The 18,667-nt window shown below is 59.6% G+C and carries 21 protein-coding genes, 4 tRNA genes and 1 pseudogene; 10 read left to right on the forward strand and 16 right to left on the reverse strand.

The features are described from left to right. Window positions 1-177 precede the first annotated feature (177 nt). Genes HF257_RS25595 through yacG form a run of 4 tightly spaced genes read left to right on the forward strand, consistent with a single transcriptional unit; the run spans window position 178 to window position 3,066 of the window. The gene (locus HF257_RS25595) at window positions 178-1,386 is read left to right on the forward strand and encodes a type II secretion system F family protein (RefSeq protein WP_185708303.1); all 1,209 of its coding nucleotides are present in this window, start codon (window positions 178-180) and stop codon (window positions 1,384-1,386) included. Further along, window positions 1,383-2,249, forward strand: a complete 867-nt coding sequence (locus HF257_RS25600; protein ID WP_185708302.1) for a prepilin peptidase — start codon at window positions 1,383-1,385, stop codon at window positions 2,247-2,249. The genes HF257_RS25595 and HF257_RS25600 overlap by 4 nt, the downstream gene beginning before the upstream one ends. Further along, window positions 2,246-2,869, forward strand: a complete 624-nt coding sequence (gene coaE, locus HF257_RS25605; protein ID WP_185708301.1) for a dephospho-CoA kinase — start codon at window positions 2,246-2,248, stop codon at window positions 2,867-2,869. Before HF257_RS25600 ends, coaE begins: the two co-directional genes overlap by 4 nt. Then, complete coding sequence (gene yacG / locus HF257_RS25610) at window positions 2,866-3,066, forward strand: DNA gyrase inhibitor YacG (RefSeq protein ID WP_017845472.1); 201 nt, start codon at window positions 2,866-2,868, stop codon at window positions 3,064-3,066. The genes coaE and yacG overlap by 4 nt, the downstream gene beginning before the upstream one ends. Here yacG and HF257_RS25615 read toward each other — a convergent pair. The 3 genes from HF257_RS25615 to HF257_RS25625 all read right to left on the reverse strand — a co-directional run bounded on the left by HF257_RS25615 (window position 3,063) and on the right by HF257_RS25625 (window position 4,498). Continuing rightward, window positions 3,063-3,278 (reverse strand): hypothetical protein, encoded by a 216-nt coding sequence (locus HF257_RS25615; RefSeq protein WP_003171680.1) that lies wholly within the window; start codon window positions 3,276-3,278, stop codon window positions 3,063-3,065. The two genes, yacG and HF257_RS25615, sit on opposite strands and share 4 nt — an antisense overlap. Before the next feature lie 66 nt (window positions 3,279-3,344). Then, window positions 3,345-4,034, reverse strand: coding sequence for an energy-coupling factor ABC transporter permease (locus tag HF257_RS25620; RefSeq protein WP_185708300.1), 690 nt, complete (start codon window positions 4,032-4,034; stop codon window positions 3,345-3,347). Continuing rightward, entirely contained in the window at window positions 4,031-4,498 is a 468-nt protein-coding gene (locus tag HF257_RS25625; protein ID WP_185708299.1) for an FAD/FMN-containing dehydrogenase, read from the reverse strand. The genes HF257_RS25620 and HF257_RS25625 overlap by 4 nt, the downstream gene beginning before the upstream one ends. Window positions 4,499-4,600: 102 nt before the next feature. Here HF257_RS25625 and HF257_RS25630 point away from each other — a divergent pair, with 102 nt between their 5' ends. The 3 genes from HF257_RS25630 to HF257_RS25640 are packed head-to-tail and all read left to right on the forward strand — an operon-like array spanning window position 4,601 to window position 6,818. Beyond that, window positions 4,601-5,230: a DUF1780 domain-containing protein gene (locus HF257_RS25630; protein ID WP_083360208.1), complete on the forward strand. Its 630-nt coding sequence runs from the start codon at window positions 4,601-4,603 to the stop codon at window positions 5,228-5,230. Window positions 5,231-5,285: 55 nt separating this feature from the next. Beyond that, complete coding sequence (locus tag HF257_RS25635) at window positions 5,286-5,459, forward strand: DUF3094 family protein (RefSeq protein ID WP_185708298.1); 174 nt, start codon at window positions 5,286-5,288, stop codon at window positions 5,457-5,459. 60 nt (window positions 5,460-5,519) lie between these two features. After that, window positions 5,520-6,818 (forward strand): NAD(P)/FAD-dependent oxidoreductase, encoded by a 1,299-nt coding sequence (locus HF257_RS25640; RefSeq protein ID WP_185708297.1) that lies wholly within the window; start codon window positions 5,520-5,522, stop codon window positions 6,816-6,818. 192 nt (window positions 6,819-7,010) lie between these two features. Here the strand turns inward: HF257_RS25640 and HF257_RS25645 are convergent. The 7 genes from HF257_RS25645 to rluD form a co-directional block, all read right to left on the reverse strand. Beyond that, window positions 7,011-7,087, reverse strand: a tRNA-Pro gene (locus tag HF257_RS25645). Between the two features lie 94 nt (window positions 7,088-7,181). Next, a tRNA-Lys gene (locus HF257_RS25650) sits at window positions 7,182-7,257 on the reverse strand. Window positions 7,258-7,262: 5 nt separating this feature from the next. Continuing rightward, window positions 7,263-7,339 (reverse strand) — tRNA-Pro (locus HF257_RS25655). A 9-nt stretch (window positions 7,340-7,348) separates the two neighbouring features. Then, a tRNA-Asn gene (locus HF257_RS25660) sits at window positions 7,349-7,424 on the reverse strand. 303 nt (window positions 7,425-7,727) lie between these two features. Then, entirely contained in the window at window positions 7,728-10,292 is a 2,565-nt protein-coding gene (clpB, locus tag HF257_RS25665) for an ATP-dependent chaperone ClpB (protein ID WP_185708296.1), read from the reverse strand. A 130-nt stretch (window positions 10,293-10,422) separates the two neighbouring features. Further along, window positions 10,423-11,148 carry a peptidoglycan editing factor PgeF gene (pgeF, locus tag HF257_RS25670; protein WP_185708295.1) on the reverse strand — a complete coding sequence of 242 codons (726 nt, stop codon included), beginning with the start codon at window positions 11,146-11,148 and terminating at the stop codon, window positions 10,423-10,425. Next, complete coding sequence (gene rluD / locus HF257_RS25675; RefSeq protein WP_058423068.1) at window positions 11,145-12,107, reverse strand: 23S rRNA pseudouridine(1911/1915/1917) synthase RluD; 963 nt, start codon at window positions 12,105-12,107, stop codon at window positions 11,145-11,147. The genes pgeF and rluD overlap by 4 nt, the downstream gene beginning before the upstream one ends. 149 nt (window positions 12,108-12,256) lie before the next feature. Between rluD and HF257_RS25680 the strand changes: the two genes are divergently transcribed. Further along, window positions 12,257-13,282, forward strand: a complete 1,026-nt coding sequence (locus HF257_RS25680) for an outer membrane protein assembly factor BamD (protein WP_185708294.1) — start codon at window positions 12,257-12,259, stop codon at window positions 13,280-13,282. A gap of 128 nt (window positions 13,283-13,410) precedes the next feature. After that, window positions 13,411-13,644: a PP0621 family protein gene (locus tag HF257_RS25685; protein ID WP_178919156.1), complete on the forward strand. Its 234-nt coding sequence runs from the start codon at window positions 13,411-13,413 to the stop codon at window positions 13,642-13,644. Here HF257_RS25685 and thiO read toward each other — a convergent pair. Genes thiO through pilV form a run of 5 tightly spaced genes read right to left on the reverse strand, consistent with a single transcriptional unit; the run spans window position 13,631 to window position 16,925 of the window. Then, the gene (gene thiO / locus HF257_RS25690) at window positions 13,631-14,740 is read right to left on the reverse strand and encodes a glycine oxidase ThiO (RefSeq protein ID WP_185708293.1); all 1,110 of its coding nucleotides are present in this window, start codon (window positions 14,738-14,740) and stop codon (window positions 13,631-13,633) included. The two genes, HF257_RS25685 and thiO, sit on opposite strands and share 14 nt — an antisense overlap. A gap of 59 nt (window positions 14,741-14,799) precedes the next feature. Continuing rightward, window positions 14,800-15,201, reverse strand: a complete 402-nt coding sequence (locus HF257_RS25695; protein WP_185708292.1) for a type IV pilin protein — start codon at window positions 15,199-15,201, stop codon at window positions 14,800-14,802. Window positions 15,202-15,212: 11 nt separating this feature from the next. Further along, window positions 15,213-15,740, reverse strand: coding sequence for a pilus assembly PilX family protein (locus HF257_RS25700; protein WP_233081434.1), 528 nt, complete (start codon window positions 15,738-15,740; stop codon window positions 15,213-15,215). A 10-nt stretch (window positions 15,741-15,750) separates the two neighbouring features. Beyond that, a complete protein-coding gene (locus HF257_RS25705; RefSeq protein WP_185708291.1) occupies window positions 15,751-16,455 on the reverse strand; it encodes a prepilin-type N-terminal cleavage/methylation domain-containing protein in 705 nt (234 codons plus the stop codon). Beyond that, entirely contained in the window at window positions 16,452-16,925 is a 474-nt protein-coding gene (pilV, locus tag HF257_RS25710; protein WP_185708290.1) for a type IV pilus modification protein PilV, read from the reverse strand. Before pilV ends, HF257_RS25705 begins: the two co-directional genes overlap by 4 nt. A gap of 191 nt (window positions 16,926-17,116) precedes the next feature. Here pilV and HF257_RS25715 point away from each other — a divergent pair. Beyond that, a pseudogene (locus HF257_RS25715) lies at window positions 17,117-17,697 on the forward strand (GspH/FimT family pseudopilin). On the opposite strand, the gene ispH reads toward HF257_RS25715, so the two are convergent. Continuing rightward, window positions 17,651-18,598: a 4-hydroxy-3-methylbut-2-enyl diphosphate reductase gene (gene ispH, locus HF257_RS25720; protein WP_185708289.1), complete on the reverse strand. Its 948-nt coding sequence runs from the start codon at window positions 18,596-18,598 to the stop codon at window positions 17,651-17,653. The pseudogene HF257_RS25715 and the gene ispH overlap by 47 nt on opposite strands. Window positions 18,599-18,667: the final 69 nt, after the last annotated feature.

Below are 18,667 nucleotides of genomic sequence, written 5' to 3' on the forward strand. Positions count from 1 at the left end.
CATGACGAGGCGCGTCCTGCGCCCCGCGTTGTGCAGCGGCGCCAGTGTACTCATCCACAAGCGCCCCAGCGCCTGCAAGACGCACATTCTGACATTTTATCCTCCGTTACCGGCCAGCCCAAAGTCGTCACCTGACTAAGCTATAAATCTTCGACGACCTCTGTGCGGAACCATGAGATGGATAACGCTTCGACGCTGTACGCCTGGGAAGGCACCAACCGCAAAGGCCGCCGGGTATCCGGGCAAACCCGCGGGCACAACCCCGCCCTGATCAAGGCCCAACTGCGCCAACAAGGCATCAACCCCGGGCGTGTGCGCAGGCAGCTGGCGGCGCTACCTAACCTTGCCCCATCAATCAAAGCCGCGGACATTACCCTGTTCACTCGCCAATTGGCCACCTTGCTCCGGGCAGGGATCCCTCTGCTGCAAGCGTTCGACATCATCAGCGAAGGCTTTGACAACCGCCTCGTACGCGCACTGGTGCTGGGCCTGAAACAGGAAATCGCCAGCGGCAGTAGCCTTGCCGGCGCCTTGCGCAAACAACCGCGTCATTTCGATCCGTTGTATTGCAACCTGGTGGCCGCTGGCGAACAGTCCGGAGCACTTGAAACGCTGTTGGAACGTGTCGCGATCCACCGGGAAAAGGGTGAGCAGCTCAGGGCCAAAATCAAAAAAGCCATGACCTACCCGGTTGCGGTACTGGTGGTTGCAAGCGTGGTTACTGGCGTGTTGTTGATCCATGTGGTGCCGCAGTTCCAGCATCTTTTCGCCGGGGTGGACAGCAAGTTGCCCAGTTTCACCTTGCAGGTCATCGCGCTCTCCGAGTTCATGCAGCACGCCTGGTGGATGATGGCGCTGGGGCTGGCCGGAGCGGGTATGGGGTTACGCAAGACTTATCAAACCTGTCCCGATTTCCGCCACCGGATGGACGCCGGTTTGTTGAAAATGCCCCTGACAGGCAAACTGCTGAAAAATTCGGCCGTGGCCCGCTATGCCCGCACGCTGTCCACCACCTTTGCGGCTGGCGTGCCGCTGGTGCAAGCGCTGGATTCAGTGGCGGGGGCAGCGGGAAATGAGCCGTTCAGACAGGCAATCGAGCATATGCGTCACGATGTATCCACTGGCATGCAGTTAAATCAATCCATGGCCAGCAGCGGCCTGTTTCCTGGCATGGCGATCCAGATGACGGCAATCGGCGAAGAGTCAGGCACCCTGGACCACATGCTGGATAAAGTCGCCAGTCATTACGAGACTGAGGTAGACAACCAGGTCGACACCCTCACCAGCCTGATGGAGCCTCTGATCATGGTGGTATTGGGCGGCATTGTCGGCGCACTGGTCATCGCCATGTACCTGCCGGTGTTTCAGTTGGGGAGCGCATTTTGAGTGCGCTGCTGAGTGAACACCCGCTGGCCTTCGTGCTGCTCGCGTTGGTATTGGGATTGATCGTCGGCAGTTTTCTCAACGTGCTGGTGTGGCGCCTGCCAAAGATGCTTGAGCGCGAATGGCGCGCCCAGGCCCACGAAGTACTCGGCCTACCTGCAGAGCCTGCCGGGCCGACCTACAACCTCATGCATCCCAACTCTTGCTGCCCGCACTGCAATCACCCCATTCGGCCCTGGGAAAACATCCCACTGCTCAGTTATCTGATACTTCGGGGTCGTTGCGCGCATTGCCGGGCGGCGATCAGCCTGCGCTATCCATTCACGGAACTGACGTGCGGGCTGATCTCGGCATTCGTGGCCTGGCATTTCGGCTTCGGCTGGCAGGCAGGTGCGGTCATGCTGCTGAGCTGGGGGTTGCTGGCGATGAGCCTGATCGATGCCGACCATCAATTGCTGCCCGATGTATTGGTGCTGCCGCTGCTGTGGCTGGGACTGATCGTCAACGGGTTCGGCTTGCTGACCACGCTGCCCGACGCCTTGTGGGGCGCCGTGATCGGATACATGAGCCTGTGGAGCGTGTTCTGGCTATTCAAGCTGGCCACCGGCAAGGATGGCATGGGCCACGGTGACTTCAAGTTGATGGCGTTGCTGGGGGCCTGGGGCGGCTGGCAGATCCTGCCAATGACGCTGTTGATGTCGTCGTTGGTTGGGGTGTTTGTCGGGTTGATACTGATGCGGATACGCAAGACGCAGGCGTCGGCTCCGATGCCATTTGGTCCATATCTGGCGATTGCCGGCTGGATTGCATTGCTCTGGGGTGGTCAAATAACCGACTTCTATTTGCAGTCTGTCGGTTTCAGATGACCACTTCTGTTGCAACACCTTGGATTCTTGGCCTCACCGGCGGCATTGGCAGCGGCAAAAGCGCGGCGGCCCAGCACTTTATCGACCTGGGCATCGACCTGGTGGATGCCGACCATGCCGCCCGCTGGGTAGTCGAGCCTGGCCGCCCGGCACTGGCCAGCATTGCCGAACATTTTGGTGCCGGCGTGCTGCAGCCTGACGGCCAGCTGGACCGTGCTGCGCTGCGCAAACTGATCTTTGAAGTACCCGAAGAGCGCCGCTGGCTGGAAGCCCTGTTGCATCCGTTGATTGGCGAGGAGATTCGCAGCCACCTGGCGCGCGCTCGTTCGCCTTACGCCATCCTGGTGTCGCCATTGTTGGTCGAGTCCGGCCAGCACAGCATGACCCAGCGCATCCTGGTGATCGACGTGCCGCAATCACTGCAGATTCAGCGTACCCTGCAGCGCGACGGCATCAGCGAACAGCAGGTGCAGGCGATTCTCAAGGCCCAGTCCAGCCGCGAAGACCGCCTGAAACATGCCGATGATGTACTGGTCAATGACCAGGACCTTGCCTGGCTGCACAGCGAGGTCGAACGACTGCACCACTTTTACCTTACTTTGCGTGGAGGCCGATCATGAGCCAACCCTTGACCGTCGAATGCCCAACCTGCGGTGCACCCGTGGAATGGAAAGCGACCAATCTCAACCGGCCGTTCTGCTCGGACCGCTGCAAACTCATCGACCTGGGCGCCTGGGCGGCTGAAGAACACAAGATTCCGGTGGCTCCGGATGCCGAAGACGAGCTGTTTTCCGAAGACCTGCCGCCGCGCCACTAAGGGCGCATAAAAGCATATTCCTGCTGGTCGTCGAGGTTCTCTGCAAGGTATTGCAGCTCGTCGGCCAGGTCTTCGAAACTGCGCACACCCTTGCTCTGCTGCACCACCGCACTGAGCATGGCGCGCAGGGTCAAGCCTGGGTCAAAACCGATTTCCTGTGCTGCATCCTGGCTTCTGCGCAACTCCTGCCGTGCCCACTCGTACACACTCATGATCCGTGCTCCTGGAAGAATGTTGCAGAGCATGGGCTTGCCGGGGTGCGCGGGATTTGATCTGGATCAACGCTGCGATTCGTCATCCTTCCAGGGTGCTGAGAGGTAGCGAGTGCGGTTGAATGTCTCCAGCCATTCAGGGCAAAACACCACCAGGGCACTGATCACCATGCCGTTGATAAAGGCCTCTGGAAATATGATCAGCCACAGGTAGCCGACGAAATCTTCCAGCCACTCCGGCATCGCAAAAATACCGTCAAACCATAGCAATCCCAGCCCGGCCAATAGGCAGAGCAACGCCGACAGCGCAGCAGCAAAAAAGCCGGAGCAGAAGATATACACGAAGGGATTGCGCGGCTGTGCACGCTCAACCAACAGTGCGCAGCCTTCGGTAACCAGCACCGGCAGCCCGATCAGCAACAAGCCGTTGACGCCAAGCGCTGCCAGATCCTGGCGTCCCAACAACATCAAGCCCAGTTGAGCGGCAAAGCCTCCAACAATCGCCAGGGGCCAATCCAGCAGCAGGGTGACGGCGGTCATGCCAATGAAGTGGTAGGACACACCCGTATCGAAATCCCGCCGCACCAACCACAGCATGAACAACGCGAATACTGTGCCGAACAACAGGTGCTGGCGTCGGCGGTCGGCGAACAGCTCCACCCACGGCGAACGCAGAATCGCCCACACCAGTACCGGCGCATACAACACCCAGCCGATGCCAAGGGTTTGCGGCGCCAGCACCGCGGCACTGATCACGGCGTCACCTGCTCCAGGGCTTGGCGCAGATCAGCGGCGGAGCTGTATTCACGTTGTGCAACCAGCTTGCCGTTATCCAATTGCAGCCATAGCACTTTATCCACAGGCCCCGGATAACGTGGTGCGATACGCGCATCACGGTCCAGCATGACCCGATAGTTGTAGGACTGCATGGCCGGCACCGCGAACAGCTTGGCGATCAACCGGGGCATGCGCTGGATGTCGGCCACAAACACAGCATGCCGCACCTCAAGATACCCTTTAGGCTGGCCCTGCAATGCCGCATCAAGGACTTTGGCGGCGTCCATGCTGCGGGCCACCAACAGCGTCTGCACCTGGCTATCCAGGGTGTAGGCCTGGTCGAATTGATCGAGCAAGGTCCACGGTACTAAGCGCTCCCCCACCTCAACGGCTTGGGCCCATACAGGCAGCAGACACAAGAACAACACCAAAAAAAACTTCACTGCAGACTCCCCACGCCCGGGATGACGGTTGAATGGGCAGTCTACACCGACCTTTTGAAGCAGGACTTCCTGCGGTCATCATTTGAACGCTAAGCTGGTGGCATGGATGACTCAGATTACTTGCGCCTGCTTACCGTAGCGGCCGAACAAGCCAACGCATTCCTGTCCAATGCCCGCAAATGGGAGCGTGAGCGTTGGGTCTGCCAGCGCCTGCTACAAGGCTTGAATGTGCCTTACCGTGCCGAAGAGTTTCACGCCGCGGGACAAGAGCCGCCAGACGTGTTGTTTCGCGATGCCAGCTTCGAGGTTTTTTTCGTCCTGGACGAAGGTCGGCGCCTGAACGACGAATGGCGCGACGAACTGCTGCGCCGGCGCAGCGCATTCTCCCTGAGCCAGCTGGTGCGGCGCGAGGCCAAGCCACGGCGCATTCCCGCCCATGAGTTCCTGCTGCGCCTGGCGCCAACGCTGCGCAAAAAGGCGCACAACTATAAAGAACGCGGGATGGACCTCGGGGAGTTGGACCTCATCGCCTTCACCAGCCTCAAGCGTGAAGTGCTCGATCTCAACAGCCACTTCCCACCGCCGACCGAATACCTGCGCCAGGGCTGGCGCTCGCTGTCGCTGGTGGGGCCGACGTTTGCACGGGTGCTGTTCGCGCATCCGGATGCGCCGGATTTCTTGCGCAACAACCTGGGCCGCAGCATAGTATTCGACGTGGGCATCAGCCTCTGATCCCCCGGACTGTAACGTGGCGCCCTTTTGCAACGTCTACCTGACGAGGCTTTATATGACCAGCCGCCTGAACCCCGATGACCAGCAGCATGTCGAAGAGTACCTGCAACTCTCCCAAAACCGAGTCGAGCGCAAGCCTTTCCGGCCGTGGCTGCTCCTCGGTGTGGTGCTGGTGGCAGTGGTCGGGCTCGGCTTGCTGAGCCGCCTTTTGAGTTACCTGACGCTATGAGCTGCCTGGCGCTCGCGGGGGTAACTGCTCCGATTTCTTTTAGCCTTGCGAGATATCCCCATGACCCATCGTATTATTATCGTCGGCGGCGGCGCCGGCGGCCTGGAGTTGGCTACCCGCCTGGGTAAGACTCTGGGCAAGCGCGGTACCGCCAGCATCACGCTGGTGGATGCCAACCTGACCCATATCTGGAAGCCCCTGCTGCACGAAGTGGCCGCCGGTTCGCTGAATTCTTCGGAAGACGAGCTCAATTACGTTGCCCAGGCCAAATGGAACCACTTCGAGTTCCAACTGGGGCGGATGAGCGGGCTCGACCGCGAACAGAAGAAAATCCAGTTGGCTGCCACCCTTGATGACGAAGGCCGTGAGCTGGTGCCCGCACGCGTACTGGGCTACGACAGCCTGGTGATCGCAGTCGGCAGCACCACCAACGATTTCGGCACCGAAGGCGCGGCACAGCACTGCTTGTTCCTCGACACCCGTAAACAGGCCGAGCGTTTCCACCAACAGTTGCTCAACCACTACCTGCGTGCGCATGCCGGGCAGACCGATGTGGAAGAGAAAATCAGCGTCGCCATCGTCGGTGCCGGTGCCACCGGTGTCGAGCTGGCCGCCGAGCTGCACAACGCAGCCCATGAACTGGCAGCCTATGGCCTGGACCGCATCAAGCCGGAAAACATGCATATCACCCTGATCGAAGCCGGCCCACGGGTGCTCCCTGCCCTGCCAGAACGTATCGGCGGGCCTGTGCATAAAACCCTGGAGAAACTCGGGGTGACGGTATTGACCAACTCGGCAGTGAGCGAAGTGACGGCTGACGCGCTGATCACCAGCAGCGGCCAGGCAATCCCCGCCAGCCTCAAGGTTTGGGCCGCAGGGATTCGCGCACCGGGTTTTCTCAAGGACATCGATGGCCTGGAAACCAACCGCATCAACCAACTACAAGTGCTGCCGACGCTGCAAACCACCCGCGATGAAAACATCTTCGCCTTTGGCGACTGCGCCGCCTGCCCGCAACCGGGCACTGACCGCAACGTACCGCCACGGGCTCAGGCGGCTCACCAGCAGGCTTCGCTGTTGGCCAAATCGCTGAAACTGCGCATCGAAGGCAAGGACCTGCCGAGCTACAAGTACACCGACTACGGTTCGCTGATCTCGCTGTCGCGTTTTTCCGCTGTGGGTAACTTGATGGGCAACCTCACTGGCAGCGTAATGCTGGAGGGTTGGTTGGCGCGGATGTTCTACGTGTCGCTGTACCGCATGCACCAGATGGCGCTGTATGGGTTCTTCCGTACGGCGATGCTGATGTTGGGTAGCAAGATCGGGCGCGGGACCGAGCCACGCCTCAAGCTGCACTAACGACGCGGTCTCGAATGTGAACGTGTAAGTGTGGGAGCGGGCTTGCTCGCAAATGCGGTGTGTCAGTTAAAGATTCGGTGACTGATACACCGCATTCGCGAGCAAGCCCGCCCCCACATTTGCTTTGTGGTGAACGCAGGTTTTCGCGGACAAAAAAAATCCCCGTATCTTTCGATACGGGGATTTTTAATATGGTCGGGGTAGGGGGATTCGAACTCCCGACATCCTGCTCCCAAAGCAGGCGCGCTACCGGACTGCGCTATACCCCGGTAATAAAAAGGCGACCTTTCAGTCGCCTTCTTCGATCAGCGCTTTTGGCCTCTGATCTTAAGATTCGATTCCAGCCTGAGCTGGTCTCAAAAATGGTGGGTCGTGTGGGATTCGAACCTACGACCAATTGGTTAAAAGCCAACTGCTCTACCAACTGAGCTAACGACCCAAATATGGTCGGGGTAGGGGGATTCGAACTCCCGACATCCTGCTCCCAAAGCAGGCGCGCTACCGGACTGCGCTATACCCCGGTTTGAAATTGGCTCCGTGACCAGGACTCGAACCTGGGACCCAATGATTAACAGTCATTTGCTCTACCGACTGAGCTATCACGGAACTACATATTTCAAAGTACAACTTCTACTGCGGTGTAACCTTCTCTTCGAGTCTTCCGTATCGCTACGTTGTCATGTCTGAGGCGCGCTATTCTACAATCTTAAAAACCCCTGTCAACCCTTTAAATTGCTTTTAAGACAATGATTTGCGCTTGTTTCTGATTTCTTCTTGGGGAGAAGAAACCCGTGGGCTGACGTTGTTGCGGGGCGCACTTTACAAGCCTTTTCCTTACAGTTCAACGCCCTATCGAAAAAAAAAGGCCCCGCAGTGCGGGGCCTTCTTTTACTACGCCAGTTTCAAACCTCAGTGAAAGACGATTTCGTCGTTCTCCACGGTCGCCTCGACGCTGGTGCCAGGCATAAAGCTGCCCGACAGGATCAGCTGTGCCAGGGGGTTCTCGATCCAGCGCTGGATCGCACGTTTCAGAGGCCGTGCGCCATACACTGGGTCGTAACCGACCGCGATCAGCTTGTCCAACGCCTCGCTGCTCAACACCAAGTCCAGCTCACGCTCGGCCAGGCGACTACGCAGGCGGCCCAACTGGATCTCGGTGATGCCCGCGATCTGATCCCGTGCCAGAGGCTCGAAGATCACCACTTCATCGACCCGGTTGATGAATTCCGGGCGGAAGTGACTGGTCAGCGCATCCATTACAGCAGCTCGCTGGCCTTCACGGTCCCCTACCAGTTCCTGGATCTGCGCCGAGCCCAGGTTGGAGGTCATCACGATCACCGTGTTACGGAAGTCCACCGTACGTCCGTGGCTGTCCGTCAGGCGGCCGTCTTCAAGCACTTGCAGCAGGATGTTGAACACATCCGGGTGCGCCTTCTCGACCTCATCCAACAGGATGACCGAGTAAGGCTTACGCCGCACGGCTTCGGTCAGGTAACCGCCCTCTTCGTAACCCACATAGCCTGGTGGTGCTCCGATCAAGCGCGCCACCGAGTGTTTCTCCATGAACTCGGACATATCGATCCGCACCATGGCCTCTTCAGTATCAAAGAGGAACTCGGCCAAGGCCTTGCACAGCTCGGTCTTACCCACACCGGTCGGGCCGAGGAACATGAACGAGCCGCTCGGGCGATTCGGGTCGGACAAACCGGCCCGCGAACGCCGCACCGCGTTGGACACCGCCACCACGGCCTCCTCCTGACCGATCACACGTTCGTGCAACAGGCTTTCCATTTTCAGCAGCTTGTCGCGCTCACCTTCGAGCATTTTCGACACCGGAATGCCGGTCCACTTCGAGACGACTTCGGCAATTTCTTCCTCGGTCACCTTGCTGCGCAGCAACTGGTTCTCAGGCTTGCCATGCTGATCGACCATCTGCAGGCTGCGCTCCAGGTCCGGGATGACCCCGTACTGCAACTCGGCCATGCGGTTCAGGTCGCCTTTACGGCGTGCTGCTTCCAGTTCCTGGCGGGACTGCTCGATTTTCTGCTGGATCTGGGCAGAGCCCTGTACTTCGGCTTTTTCCGAGGTCCAGATTTCTTCCAGGTCCGAATACTCACGTTCCAGGCGGACGATCTCTTCCTGGAGTTTTTCCAGGCGTTTTTTCGCCGCGTCGTCTTCTTCTTTCTTCAGGGCCTGGGACTCAACTTTCAATTGAATCAGGCGCCGATCCAGACGGTCGAGCACTTCCGGCTTGGAGTCGATCTCCATGCGAATACGGCTGGCCGCCTCGTCGATCAGGTCGATGGCCTTGTCGGGCAACTGTCGGTCAGTGATGTAGCGATGGCTCAGTTTGGCCGCCGCAATGATCGCACCGTCAGTAATCGCCACCTTATGGTGGACCTCATAACGCTCTTTCAGGCCACGCAGGATCGCGATGGTGTCCTCTTCGCTCGGTTCTTCCACCAGCACTTTCTGGAAGCGACGCTCAAGGGCCGCGTCCTTTTCAATGTACTGACGATACTCATTGAGCGTAGTGGCACCGACGCAGTGCAACTCACCCCGCGCCAACGCTGGCTTGAGCATATTGCCCGCATCCATCGAGCCTTCGCCTTTACCGGCGCCGACCATAGTGTGCAGTTCGTCGATAAACAGAATGATCTGCCCTTCCTGCTTCGACAATTCATTAAGCAGGGATTTCAGGCGCTCTTCGAACTCACCACGGAATTTGGCACCCGCGATCAACGCCCCCATGTCCAGGGACAGCAGACGCTTGCCTTTAAGGCCGTCCGGCACTTCACCATTGATGATGCGCTGGGCCAAACCTTCGGCAATCGCGGTTTTACCCACGCCTGGCTCACCGATCAGCACCGGGTTGTTCTTGGTGCGACGTTGCAGCACCTGGATGGTGCGACGAATTTCGTCGTCACGGCCGATCACCGGGTCAAGCTTGCCGTCTTCGGCGCGCTTGGTCAGGTCGACGGTGTATTTATCCAGGGCCTGGCGCGACTCCTCATGGTTGGGGTCGTTCACCGCGTCGCCGCCACGCAAGTTGTTGATGGCATTTTCCAGGGCTTTCTTGCTCACGCCCTGGCCCAGCAACAACTTGCCGAGCTTGCTGTTTTCGTCCATGGCGGCGAGCAGTACCAGCTCGCTGGAGATGAACTGGTCACCTTTCTGCTGGGCCAGGCGATCCGCCTGGTTGAGCAGACGCGCCAAGTCCTGCGACATATTCACGTCGCCAGTTGGATTTTGAATTTTCGGCAGTTGGTCGAGCTCTTTGCTCAACTCCTTGCGCAGGCTGTTGACGTCGAAGCCCACCTGCATCAGCAAGGGTTTGATAGAACCACCTTGCTGTTCCAGGAGCGCCTGCATCAAGTGCGCAGGCTCGATGGCCGGGTGGTCGAGACCCACCGCCAAGGATTGAGAATCAGACAATGCCAACTGCAATTTGCTGGTTAAACGATCAATACGCATTAGTCACCTTCCTTTTGAGCAGGCCGGAGCTATAAAACATCCTGAATGAAGAAACCTGCCAGATACCCTTATAGATGGGGTGGATTCTGGGAGTTTCAAGCGTCGGGCAGTTGACGCAAGTCAGAAGAGTCTAGCGTTCGAGCCAGATAAGGGAGGCAAACCGACCAGTGCGAGGGCCGCGACGGTAAGAAAAGAAGCGGGCATCGGTCACGGTGCAGAAGCCGCCACCATAAACGGAGGTGACACCGCGTGCGGCGAGGCGCAGGTGGGCCAGCTTATAGATGTCAGCCATGAACTTGCCGGGATTGCGGCTGGGCACAAAGGCTTCGGCGGTGATTGGCAGTTGCTGCATGAAGGCTTCACGCACTTCCGGGCCGACTTCAAAGGCTTGCGGGCCAATGGCCGGCCCCAGCCAGACCAGTACATCGGCAGGCTCGGCATCCAGGCTTTCGTATGCTGCTTCCAGCACGCCAGCCGCCAGTCCACGCCAACCGGCATGCGCCGCTGCCACACGGGTGCCGGCACGGTTACAAAACAATGCTGGCAGACAATCGGCGGTCATTGACGTGCAGGCGATGCCAGGGGTGCTGGTCCAACTGCCATCGGCTTCAACCGTGCGGCCAGGGTCGGCCTCAACCACCGCCACGCCGTGGACCTGACGCAGCCAGGCAGGTTGAATATCGAAGGCATCGCGAAGACGGCGGCGATTTTCGAGAACAGCTTCCAGGCTGTCCTCGACATGATCGCCCAAATTGAGGCTGTCGAACGGCGCCAGACTGACGCCGCCCGCACGGGTGGTAACGCAGGCTTTCACCTGAGCCGGCGCAGGCCAGTCAGGAATCAGCCAGTCACTCATCCGACAAATGCCTCGCGATCCTGCTTGAGCAGCGTCAGCAACCAGACCAGATCGTCCGGCAACGGCGACTCCCAGCTCATCCGCTTACCGCTCGTCGGATGATCCAGTTCCAGGAAGCGTGCGTGCAGTGCCTGGCGCGGGAAGTTTTTCAGCGATTCAACCATGGTCTGGCTCGCCGCCGGTGGAATACGGAAGCGGCCGCCGTAGGCCGGATCGCCGACCAACGGGAAGTTGATGTGGGCCATGTGCACGCGAATCTGGTGGGTACGGCCGGTTTCCAGCTTGACCCGCACGTGGGTATGGGAGCGGAAACGCTCCAGTACACGGTAGTGGCTCACGGCCTGCTTGCCGCCTTCCATCACCGCCATACGCTGGCGCTGCTGGCCGTGACGACCGATCGGCGCGTTGATCTTGCCACCTGCCACCACGACGCCGATCACGATGCACTCGTAGATCCGGCTGACGCTGCGGCTCTGCAGCTGTGTGACCAACTGCGTCTGTGCCTGAATGGTCTTGGCCACCACCATCAAGCCGGTGGTGTCCTTGTCCAGACGGTGCACGATGCCGCAGCGCGGGACATTGATGATGTCGGGAACGTGGTGCAGCAAGGCATTGAGCAAGGTGCCATCAGCGTGCCCTGCAGCCGGGTGAACCACCAGGCCTGCGGGTTTGTTGATCACCAGGATGTCGTCATCTTCATAGACGATGTCCAGCTCGATGTCTTGGGCGACCCATTCTCCTTGGGCTTCCTGCTCGGCAGTCAGCTCAAGAATCGCACCGCCATGGACTATGTCTCGCGGGCGGATAACCGCTCCATCCACAGTCAGGCGGCCGTCTTTGATCCAGGCGGAAAGGCGCGAGCGCGAGTGCTCAGCGAATAATTGTGCGGCGACTTGATCGAGGCGTTGGCCGCCCAATTCGGACGGCACCTCTGCGCGAAGTTCAATTTTATCGGACATGCTCAGACTAGGCGTGGCACAGCCTTTGGTTTCGGCTGCGCGCTTGTGGTTAAATACGGCGTCTTTTGCCCCGAGGCTTTCAACGGGGCGCTCATCATAACAGGACGGCCCCGCCCAAGACAGCGGCCGTCATAGGGACGCAAGCCGCCATGCAAGTGAAACACCTGCTGCTGATCGCCATCCTCGCCATGACTGCTGCTTGCTCGTCAACAAAGGAAGTCGTCGACGAAAACCTGAGCGAAGTCGAGTTGTACCAACTGGCTCAGAAAGACTTGGACAACAATAGCTACACCAGCGCCACAGCGAAGCTGAAGGCCCTGGAGTCGCGCTACCCGTTCGGCCGTTACGCCGACCAGGCCCAGCTTGAGTTGATCTACGCCAACTACAAGAACGCCGAGCCGGAAGCCGCCAAGTCCGCCGCCGAGCGTTTTATCCGCTTGCACCCGCAACACCCGAACGTGGACTACGCCTACTACATGAAGGGCCTGACGTCGTTCGACCGGGACGTTGGCCTGCTGGCCCGCTTCCTGCCGCTGGACATGACCAAGCGTGACCCGGGCGCTGCCCGCGACTCCTACAACGAGTTCGCCCAGCTCACCAGCCGCTACCCCAACAGCCGCTACGCGCCGGACGCCAAGCAGCGCATGATCTACCTGCGCAACCTGCTGGCCTCCTACGAGATCCACGTTGCCCACTACTACCTGACCCGTCAGGCCTATGTAGCTGCCGCCAACCGTGGCCGTTATGTCGTGGAAAACTTCCAGGAAACCCCTTCGGTGGGTGATGGCCTGGCCGTGATGACCGAGGCTTACCAGCGCCTGCACCTGGACGCCCTGGCGGCCACCAGCCTGGAAACCTTGAAGCTCAACTACCCGGATCACCCAAGCCTGAAAGACGGCCAGTTCGTACCGCAGGTCGCCGAAGCGGACAACCGCTCGTGGCTGAGCAAGTACACCCTGGGCCTGATCGAGTCCCGTCCACCGCTGCCGCCGGGCGAAACCCGCGCCAACCAGGACGTGATCAAGCAGTTCCAGGATGCGAAGGACGCCATTCCTTCGGACCTCAAGCCGCACGACGAGAACGGCGACGTGATCGAAGAAGAAGCACCGCAGGCCCTGGGCAACAATCAGGACCGCTCGTGGTTCAGCTACATGACCTTCGGTGTGTTCGACTGATAGCTGTCAACACAACGCAAAAAGGGAGCCCTTCGGGGCTCCCTTTTTTGTGGCCAAGCATTATTGCGCTGTGCGCCTGCAATGTCCTTGGCTAAACTGGCGCATTCCTTGTCGAGAAACTCACCATCATGGTTCGTCTACTGTTCTGGATTGCCGTTATTGCCGCCGCGGTATGGTTCTGGCGCAAATTCAAAAGCCCGGCCGCCAAACAACAACGCGCCAGCGAGCCCGACGCAGCCTTGATGGTGCGCTGCGCCCACTGCGGCGTGCACCTGCCGCAGGACCGCGCCTTGAGCTCGCGCCAGGAGTGGTACTGCACCCAGGCGCACCTGGAGCAGGGGCCAAAGTCTATCCAGCGGTGATCCGACCTTCCGGCGCGTAAGGCGCGGGGTCAATAATCGGTGTACGTTCCAGCAACAAGTCAGCAAACAACTGACAGGATGCCGGCGCAAGCACCAGGCCATTGCGGTAATGCCCGCAGTTGAGCCACAGGCCTTCAAAGCCCGGTACGGTGCCGATGTAGGGAATGCCCTCCGGCGAGCCAGGGCGCAAGCCGGCCCAATGCCCCACTACCTCGGCGTCTGCCAGGGCCGGGATCAGCTCTACCGCCGAGGCCTTGAGACTTTCCAGGGCCGACTCGGTTGGCGTTTTGTCGAAGCCCTCATGCTCCAGGGTGCTACCGATCAGGATGTGCCCATCACGTCGCGGGATCGCATAACGCCCCTTCGCCAGGACCATGCTCGGCAAAAAGTCGGAGGCGCACTTATACAGGATCATCTGGCCTTTGACCGGCTCCACCGGCAGCGCCAGCCCCAGCGTGCCGAGCAAATCACCACTCCACGCGCCTGCAGCCAGCACGACCTGATCGCCGAAGATCGGCCCCTCTGCGGTATTCACACCCACTACGCGAGCGCCATCCAGGGCGAACCCGGTTACCGCGCATTGCTCATGAATGGTCACGCCTGGCAACGCCAACAGTGCTGCCTTGAGGGATTTGACCAGGCGCGGGTTGCGTACATTGGCCACGTTGGCCATGTAGATCGCCTGGCTGTAGCCACCACCCAACACCGGCACTGCATCATGGGCGGCCGAGACATCCACTTTGCTCAGGGGCCGGCCTTCACGCGCGGCCCAGGCCAACGCATCTGCCTCATCGTCCAGATCGAGCCAGTACAACCCCGTGGTGTGGACTTCCGGGTCGACCCCAGTCGCGGCGAACAGACGCTCAGCCAGCTGTGGATAAAAATCCTGGGACCAATGGGCTAGCGCAGTCACAGCGGGGCTGTAGCGCCACGGGTACAACGGCGAAACAATACCGCCACCGGCCCACGAAGACTCTTGCCCTAGCCCCGCACGCTCCAATAGCACAACTGACTGCCCCTGGGTGGCGAGGTTGAACGCCGTCAACAAGCCGATGACTCCGCCACCGACAATCACTACCTGCTGCTTTGCCATCATTTGATCCAGCCGAAAAATAGGAACAGGCACTCTCGGCGCCCAGTCATCCAGCACCCTCATCATTGCCCCCAGCACAGCTTGCGCGACATTTCGGGCGCCGCACCTGGGTTGCTCCGTGCGCCAACGCTGGTAAGGCTGAACTCACCGCAAGCGTCGCCCGCCATCATCGACTCAGCGACCGGGGTGGCTACGAGAAGGAAATCCTGAGGGTTCAATGCAGCGGTGATTCTATAGCGATCATTGCCCGCACTGACGCCGCTTGCATCAATAAAAGTACCGTTCCTCGTATAAAAGCGCTCCAAGTGCTGAGCCTGCTCGGTCAGCAGCGCGATAATTTCTGCGCGATACACCTTTTTCATGTGGCCCGCGTAACCGGGGTAAGCGATCCCGGCCAAAAGCCCGATGATCGCCACTGCGATCAGTAACTCGACAAGAGTAAAACCTTGGCTGTCCATGCTCATCCCACTGCTCCTTATTGAAGTTGCCGCCATGTCACTCGCACAAACCGCGCACCACCCTCCCCCTCCACCCGCGCGTACATGCTTTCCAGCACCGTACGCGACTGACCACTAAGCCCAACCGCCGTCACTCGATAAAGCACGGCGGGGGTTTGTGCCGGTAAATGGGCCACCCCCAAGGCAGGCCCCAGGAATTGAATGCCATAGAGCCCTCCCTTAAGCGCAACCCAGTTAACTCTCGAAATAGGATTAATCCCGCTGCCGACCACCGCATACGCTTCATCAGGGGGCGCACAGGCGCGGGCCGATTGGCATAACGGCAATGCCGCAGGTGCTCGTCTAACACCCTCCTCTCCAAACCTCAGGCCACTTTCGGCACTTTGAAACGACTGGTTGCGATGCCAAATGCTGCCAGCGATCTTTTGTTGGGCGACAGTACCTTGCATCGACGACAGGCCAACCAATGACAACAACAGCAAGAACACCAGGCTGATCAGCAGAACCATGCCGCGCTGATGTGCATAACCGCCGACTAAAAGCATCATGTCCGTGTTACCCCAAACGATTTCGTAGCGCCGCTACGACGCTGTAGGTCTGATCCTTTACCCGACCTGAGGGGTCTCGAAGCGTCATCTGGATTCTCACGCTACGTATCAGCGATTCGTCGGAAGGGTTGGCGTCGTAGCGCACCACGGCGACCGATGCAGACTTGGCGACCACACCAAAACTGATGTCGAACGCCTCAACGTTATCCACCAACACAGCCTTGGCCGGTGCTGTGGGCGTACTCAGCTTCAACTGGCCCGCTTCAAAGGTGTAAGTCAGCTGGCGTATGGCAAAACGCGCCTGCCCAGGCGCTGGCACCGGGGAGTTTCCTGCATAGGCCTGGGCCTCGCTCGAACAGTCGGACAACACCGTCCAGTCAGGCGTGCCACGTCCGCCGACATCGGCAGTCACCAATGTCAACGCCCTTGAGCTACTCCCCGCCCCCCAATAAACCGGCCGATCAAAGGCCAGCGGGGCATTGTCGATATAGGTTGTGGCCAGGCAACCAAACATCCCCGCCTGGCGGATGTCCTGCATCAGCTTGCCAAGGACAAACCGAGCATCGTCCTGCAGCAACATGGCCGCCTGCTGGCTGGCCTGGGTCGCTCGGGAACTGGTGACCACCTGGCTGACACCAAGTACCAGCAGCAGGCCCAGGGCAAGGGCCAATAGCAATTCCACCAGGCTAAACCCTCGAGCACGACGGTTCATTGCACGCCCGCCATACGACTGGTCAGCGTGAAGGTTTCCCTGGCAGCCAACGTGCTGGAGCCCCGGTGGTCATCCCAACTCACACTGACGGTCACCTCTCCCCCACTGATTGCCACCGAACCTTTGGCACTCTCCCCGGCAAAACCGAGGATATTCGCTTCAAAATCATGCAAGTCCACATCACGCACGCTGGCGGTCGCGGTGCTGGCAGGAGCGCGCTCGGCTCGGCCCCACGAATAGTCTGCGTCAGGGTTGGCACGAATTCGGTCGAGCATGTCGTAGGCGATGAAACTGGCCTGGCTGGTCATCCTGGAACTGTCGGTGTGCTTGAGCGCATTCAGTTGGATTCCCGCAGCACCCAGCAAGCCAGTGGCCAGAATCAGCACCGTTACCAGTACCTCAATCAGCGTCATGCCAACTTGGTGCAGAGGTGAAAGGCGGGGAAAAGTCGTTTTCAGGCAAACAAGCATTACCGTCGTCATCCATGTCGAGGGCCGAAAAGGGCAGAAAGATCTGCTGTGCGGCCCAAGACTAGCGCCGGTTTTTCGTCCGCGCTGCTCCCGGAATAAAGGGAAATACTTTGGACACAAAGGCCATCATTCATCTCCGCAGGTAGAGCGCTATACCTAGGTCAGCGCCCTATTCCACGGACGGAGTTTCCATGAAACAACACGGTTTCACCCTGATCGAACTTCTGCTCGGACTGATCATGAGCGGCATCCTGGCGCACCTTGCAGTGCCAAGCTTCAAGCGCTTGCTCGATTCACAGCAACAACAAAGCGCTGCGCAATCGCTGGCGCAGGGGCTGCGTTACGCGCGCACTGAGGCTGTTGCACGCAACCAGGCAGTGGTCATTCATGCGCTGGGCGACGACTGGGGCCAGGGCTGGCGAGTGATTTTGGATGTGAGTGGACGCGGTCGACCGGACGACGACAACCCGGTACTGCTAATGCGTCAGGACAGCGGGCGTGTTCCAGTCGTGGGCAACGGACCGGTCAAGAGTGAGATCCGCTTCAGCGGGCTGGGCGATCCGGTATTTTCGGGAGGGGGTTTTCGCGCCGGTACCGTGCACATTTGCGCCACGGGTGAGCCGCAAAGCGTGTATCAAATAGTACTGGCACCCAGTGGGCGCATCAGCCTGCGCAGCGATAAAGTCGAGCAGGCGTTGTGCCGGGGCTAACCGGCACACTGGCACTCAGAGCAACGAGCGAACCCGCAATTCCTTGGGCATCGAGAAGGTGATGTTTTCTTCACGACCGGCCAGCTCATCGGCGCCCGTTGCGCCCCAGGCGTGCAACTGCTGGATCACGCCGCGCACCAAGACTTCCGGGGCCGAAGCACCGGCCGTGATGCCGATACGTTCGACACCGTCGAACCAGCTGCGCTGCAGGTCCTCAGCGCCATCGATCAGGTACGCCGGTGTCGCCATGCGCTCGGCCAACTCACGCAGGCGGTTGGAGTTGGAGCTGTTGGGACTGCCGACCACCAGGACCACATCGCATTCATCAGCCAATTGCTTGACCGCATCCTGGCGGTTTTGCGTGGCATAGCAGATGTCATCCTTGCGCGGGCCGCCAATAGCAGGGAAGCGACTACGCAGCGCGTCGATAACGCGGCTGGTGTCGTCCATGGACAAGGTGGTCTGGGTCACGAATGCCAGGCGCTCAGGGTTGTGCACCTGTAGGTTGGCGACGTCTTTTTCGTCTTCCACCAAGTAGATGGCGCCGCCATTGCTGGCGTCGTACTGACCCATGGTGCCTTCGACTTCCGGGTGGCCGGCGTGCCCGATCAGGATGCACTCACGGCCATCGCGACTGTAGCGCGCGACTTCGATATGTACTTTGGTTACCAAGGGGCAGGTGGCATCGAAGACTTTCAGACCACGACCTGCCGCTTCCGTACGCACTGCCTGGGAAACACCGTGGGCACTGAAGATGACGATAACGTCGTCCGGCACCTGGTCCAGTTCTTCAACGAAGATGGCGCCGCGTGCGCGCAGGTCCTCGACCACGAATTTGTTGTGGACGACTTCATGGCGCACATAAATCGGCGGCCCGAAGACTTCCAGGGCGCGGTTGACGATTTCGATCGCCCGGTCCACGCCGGCGCAGAAGCCACGGGGGTTGGCGAGTTTGATTTGCATGCTGTGCCTCGTGTCTTGCAGCCACTTGGGTTCAAGCTAGACGCTAACCCACCTGACAATAGAGATCAA

This window comes from Pseudomonas cremoris (genome assembly GCF_014230465.1).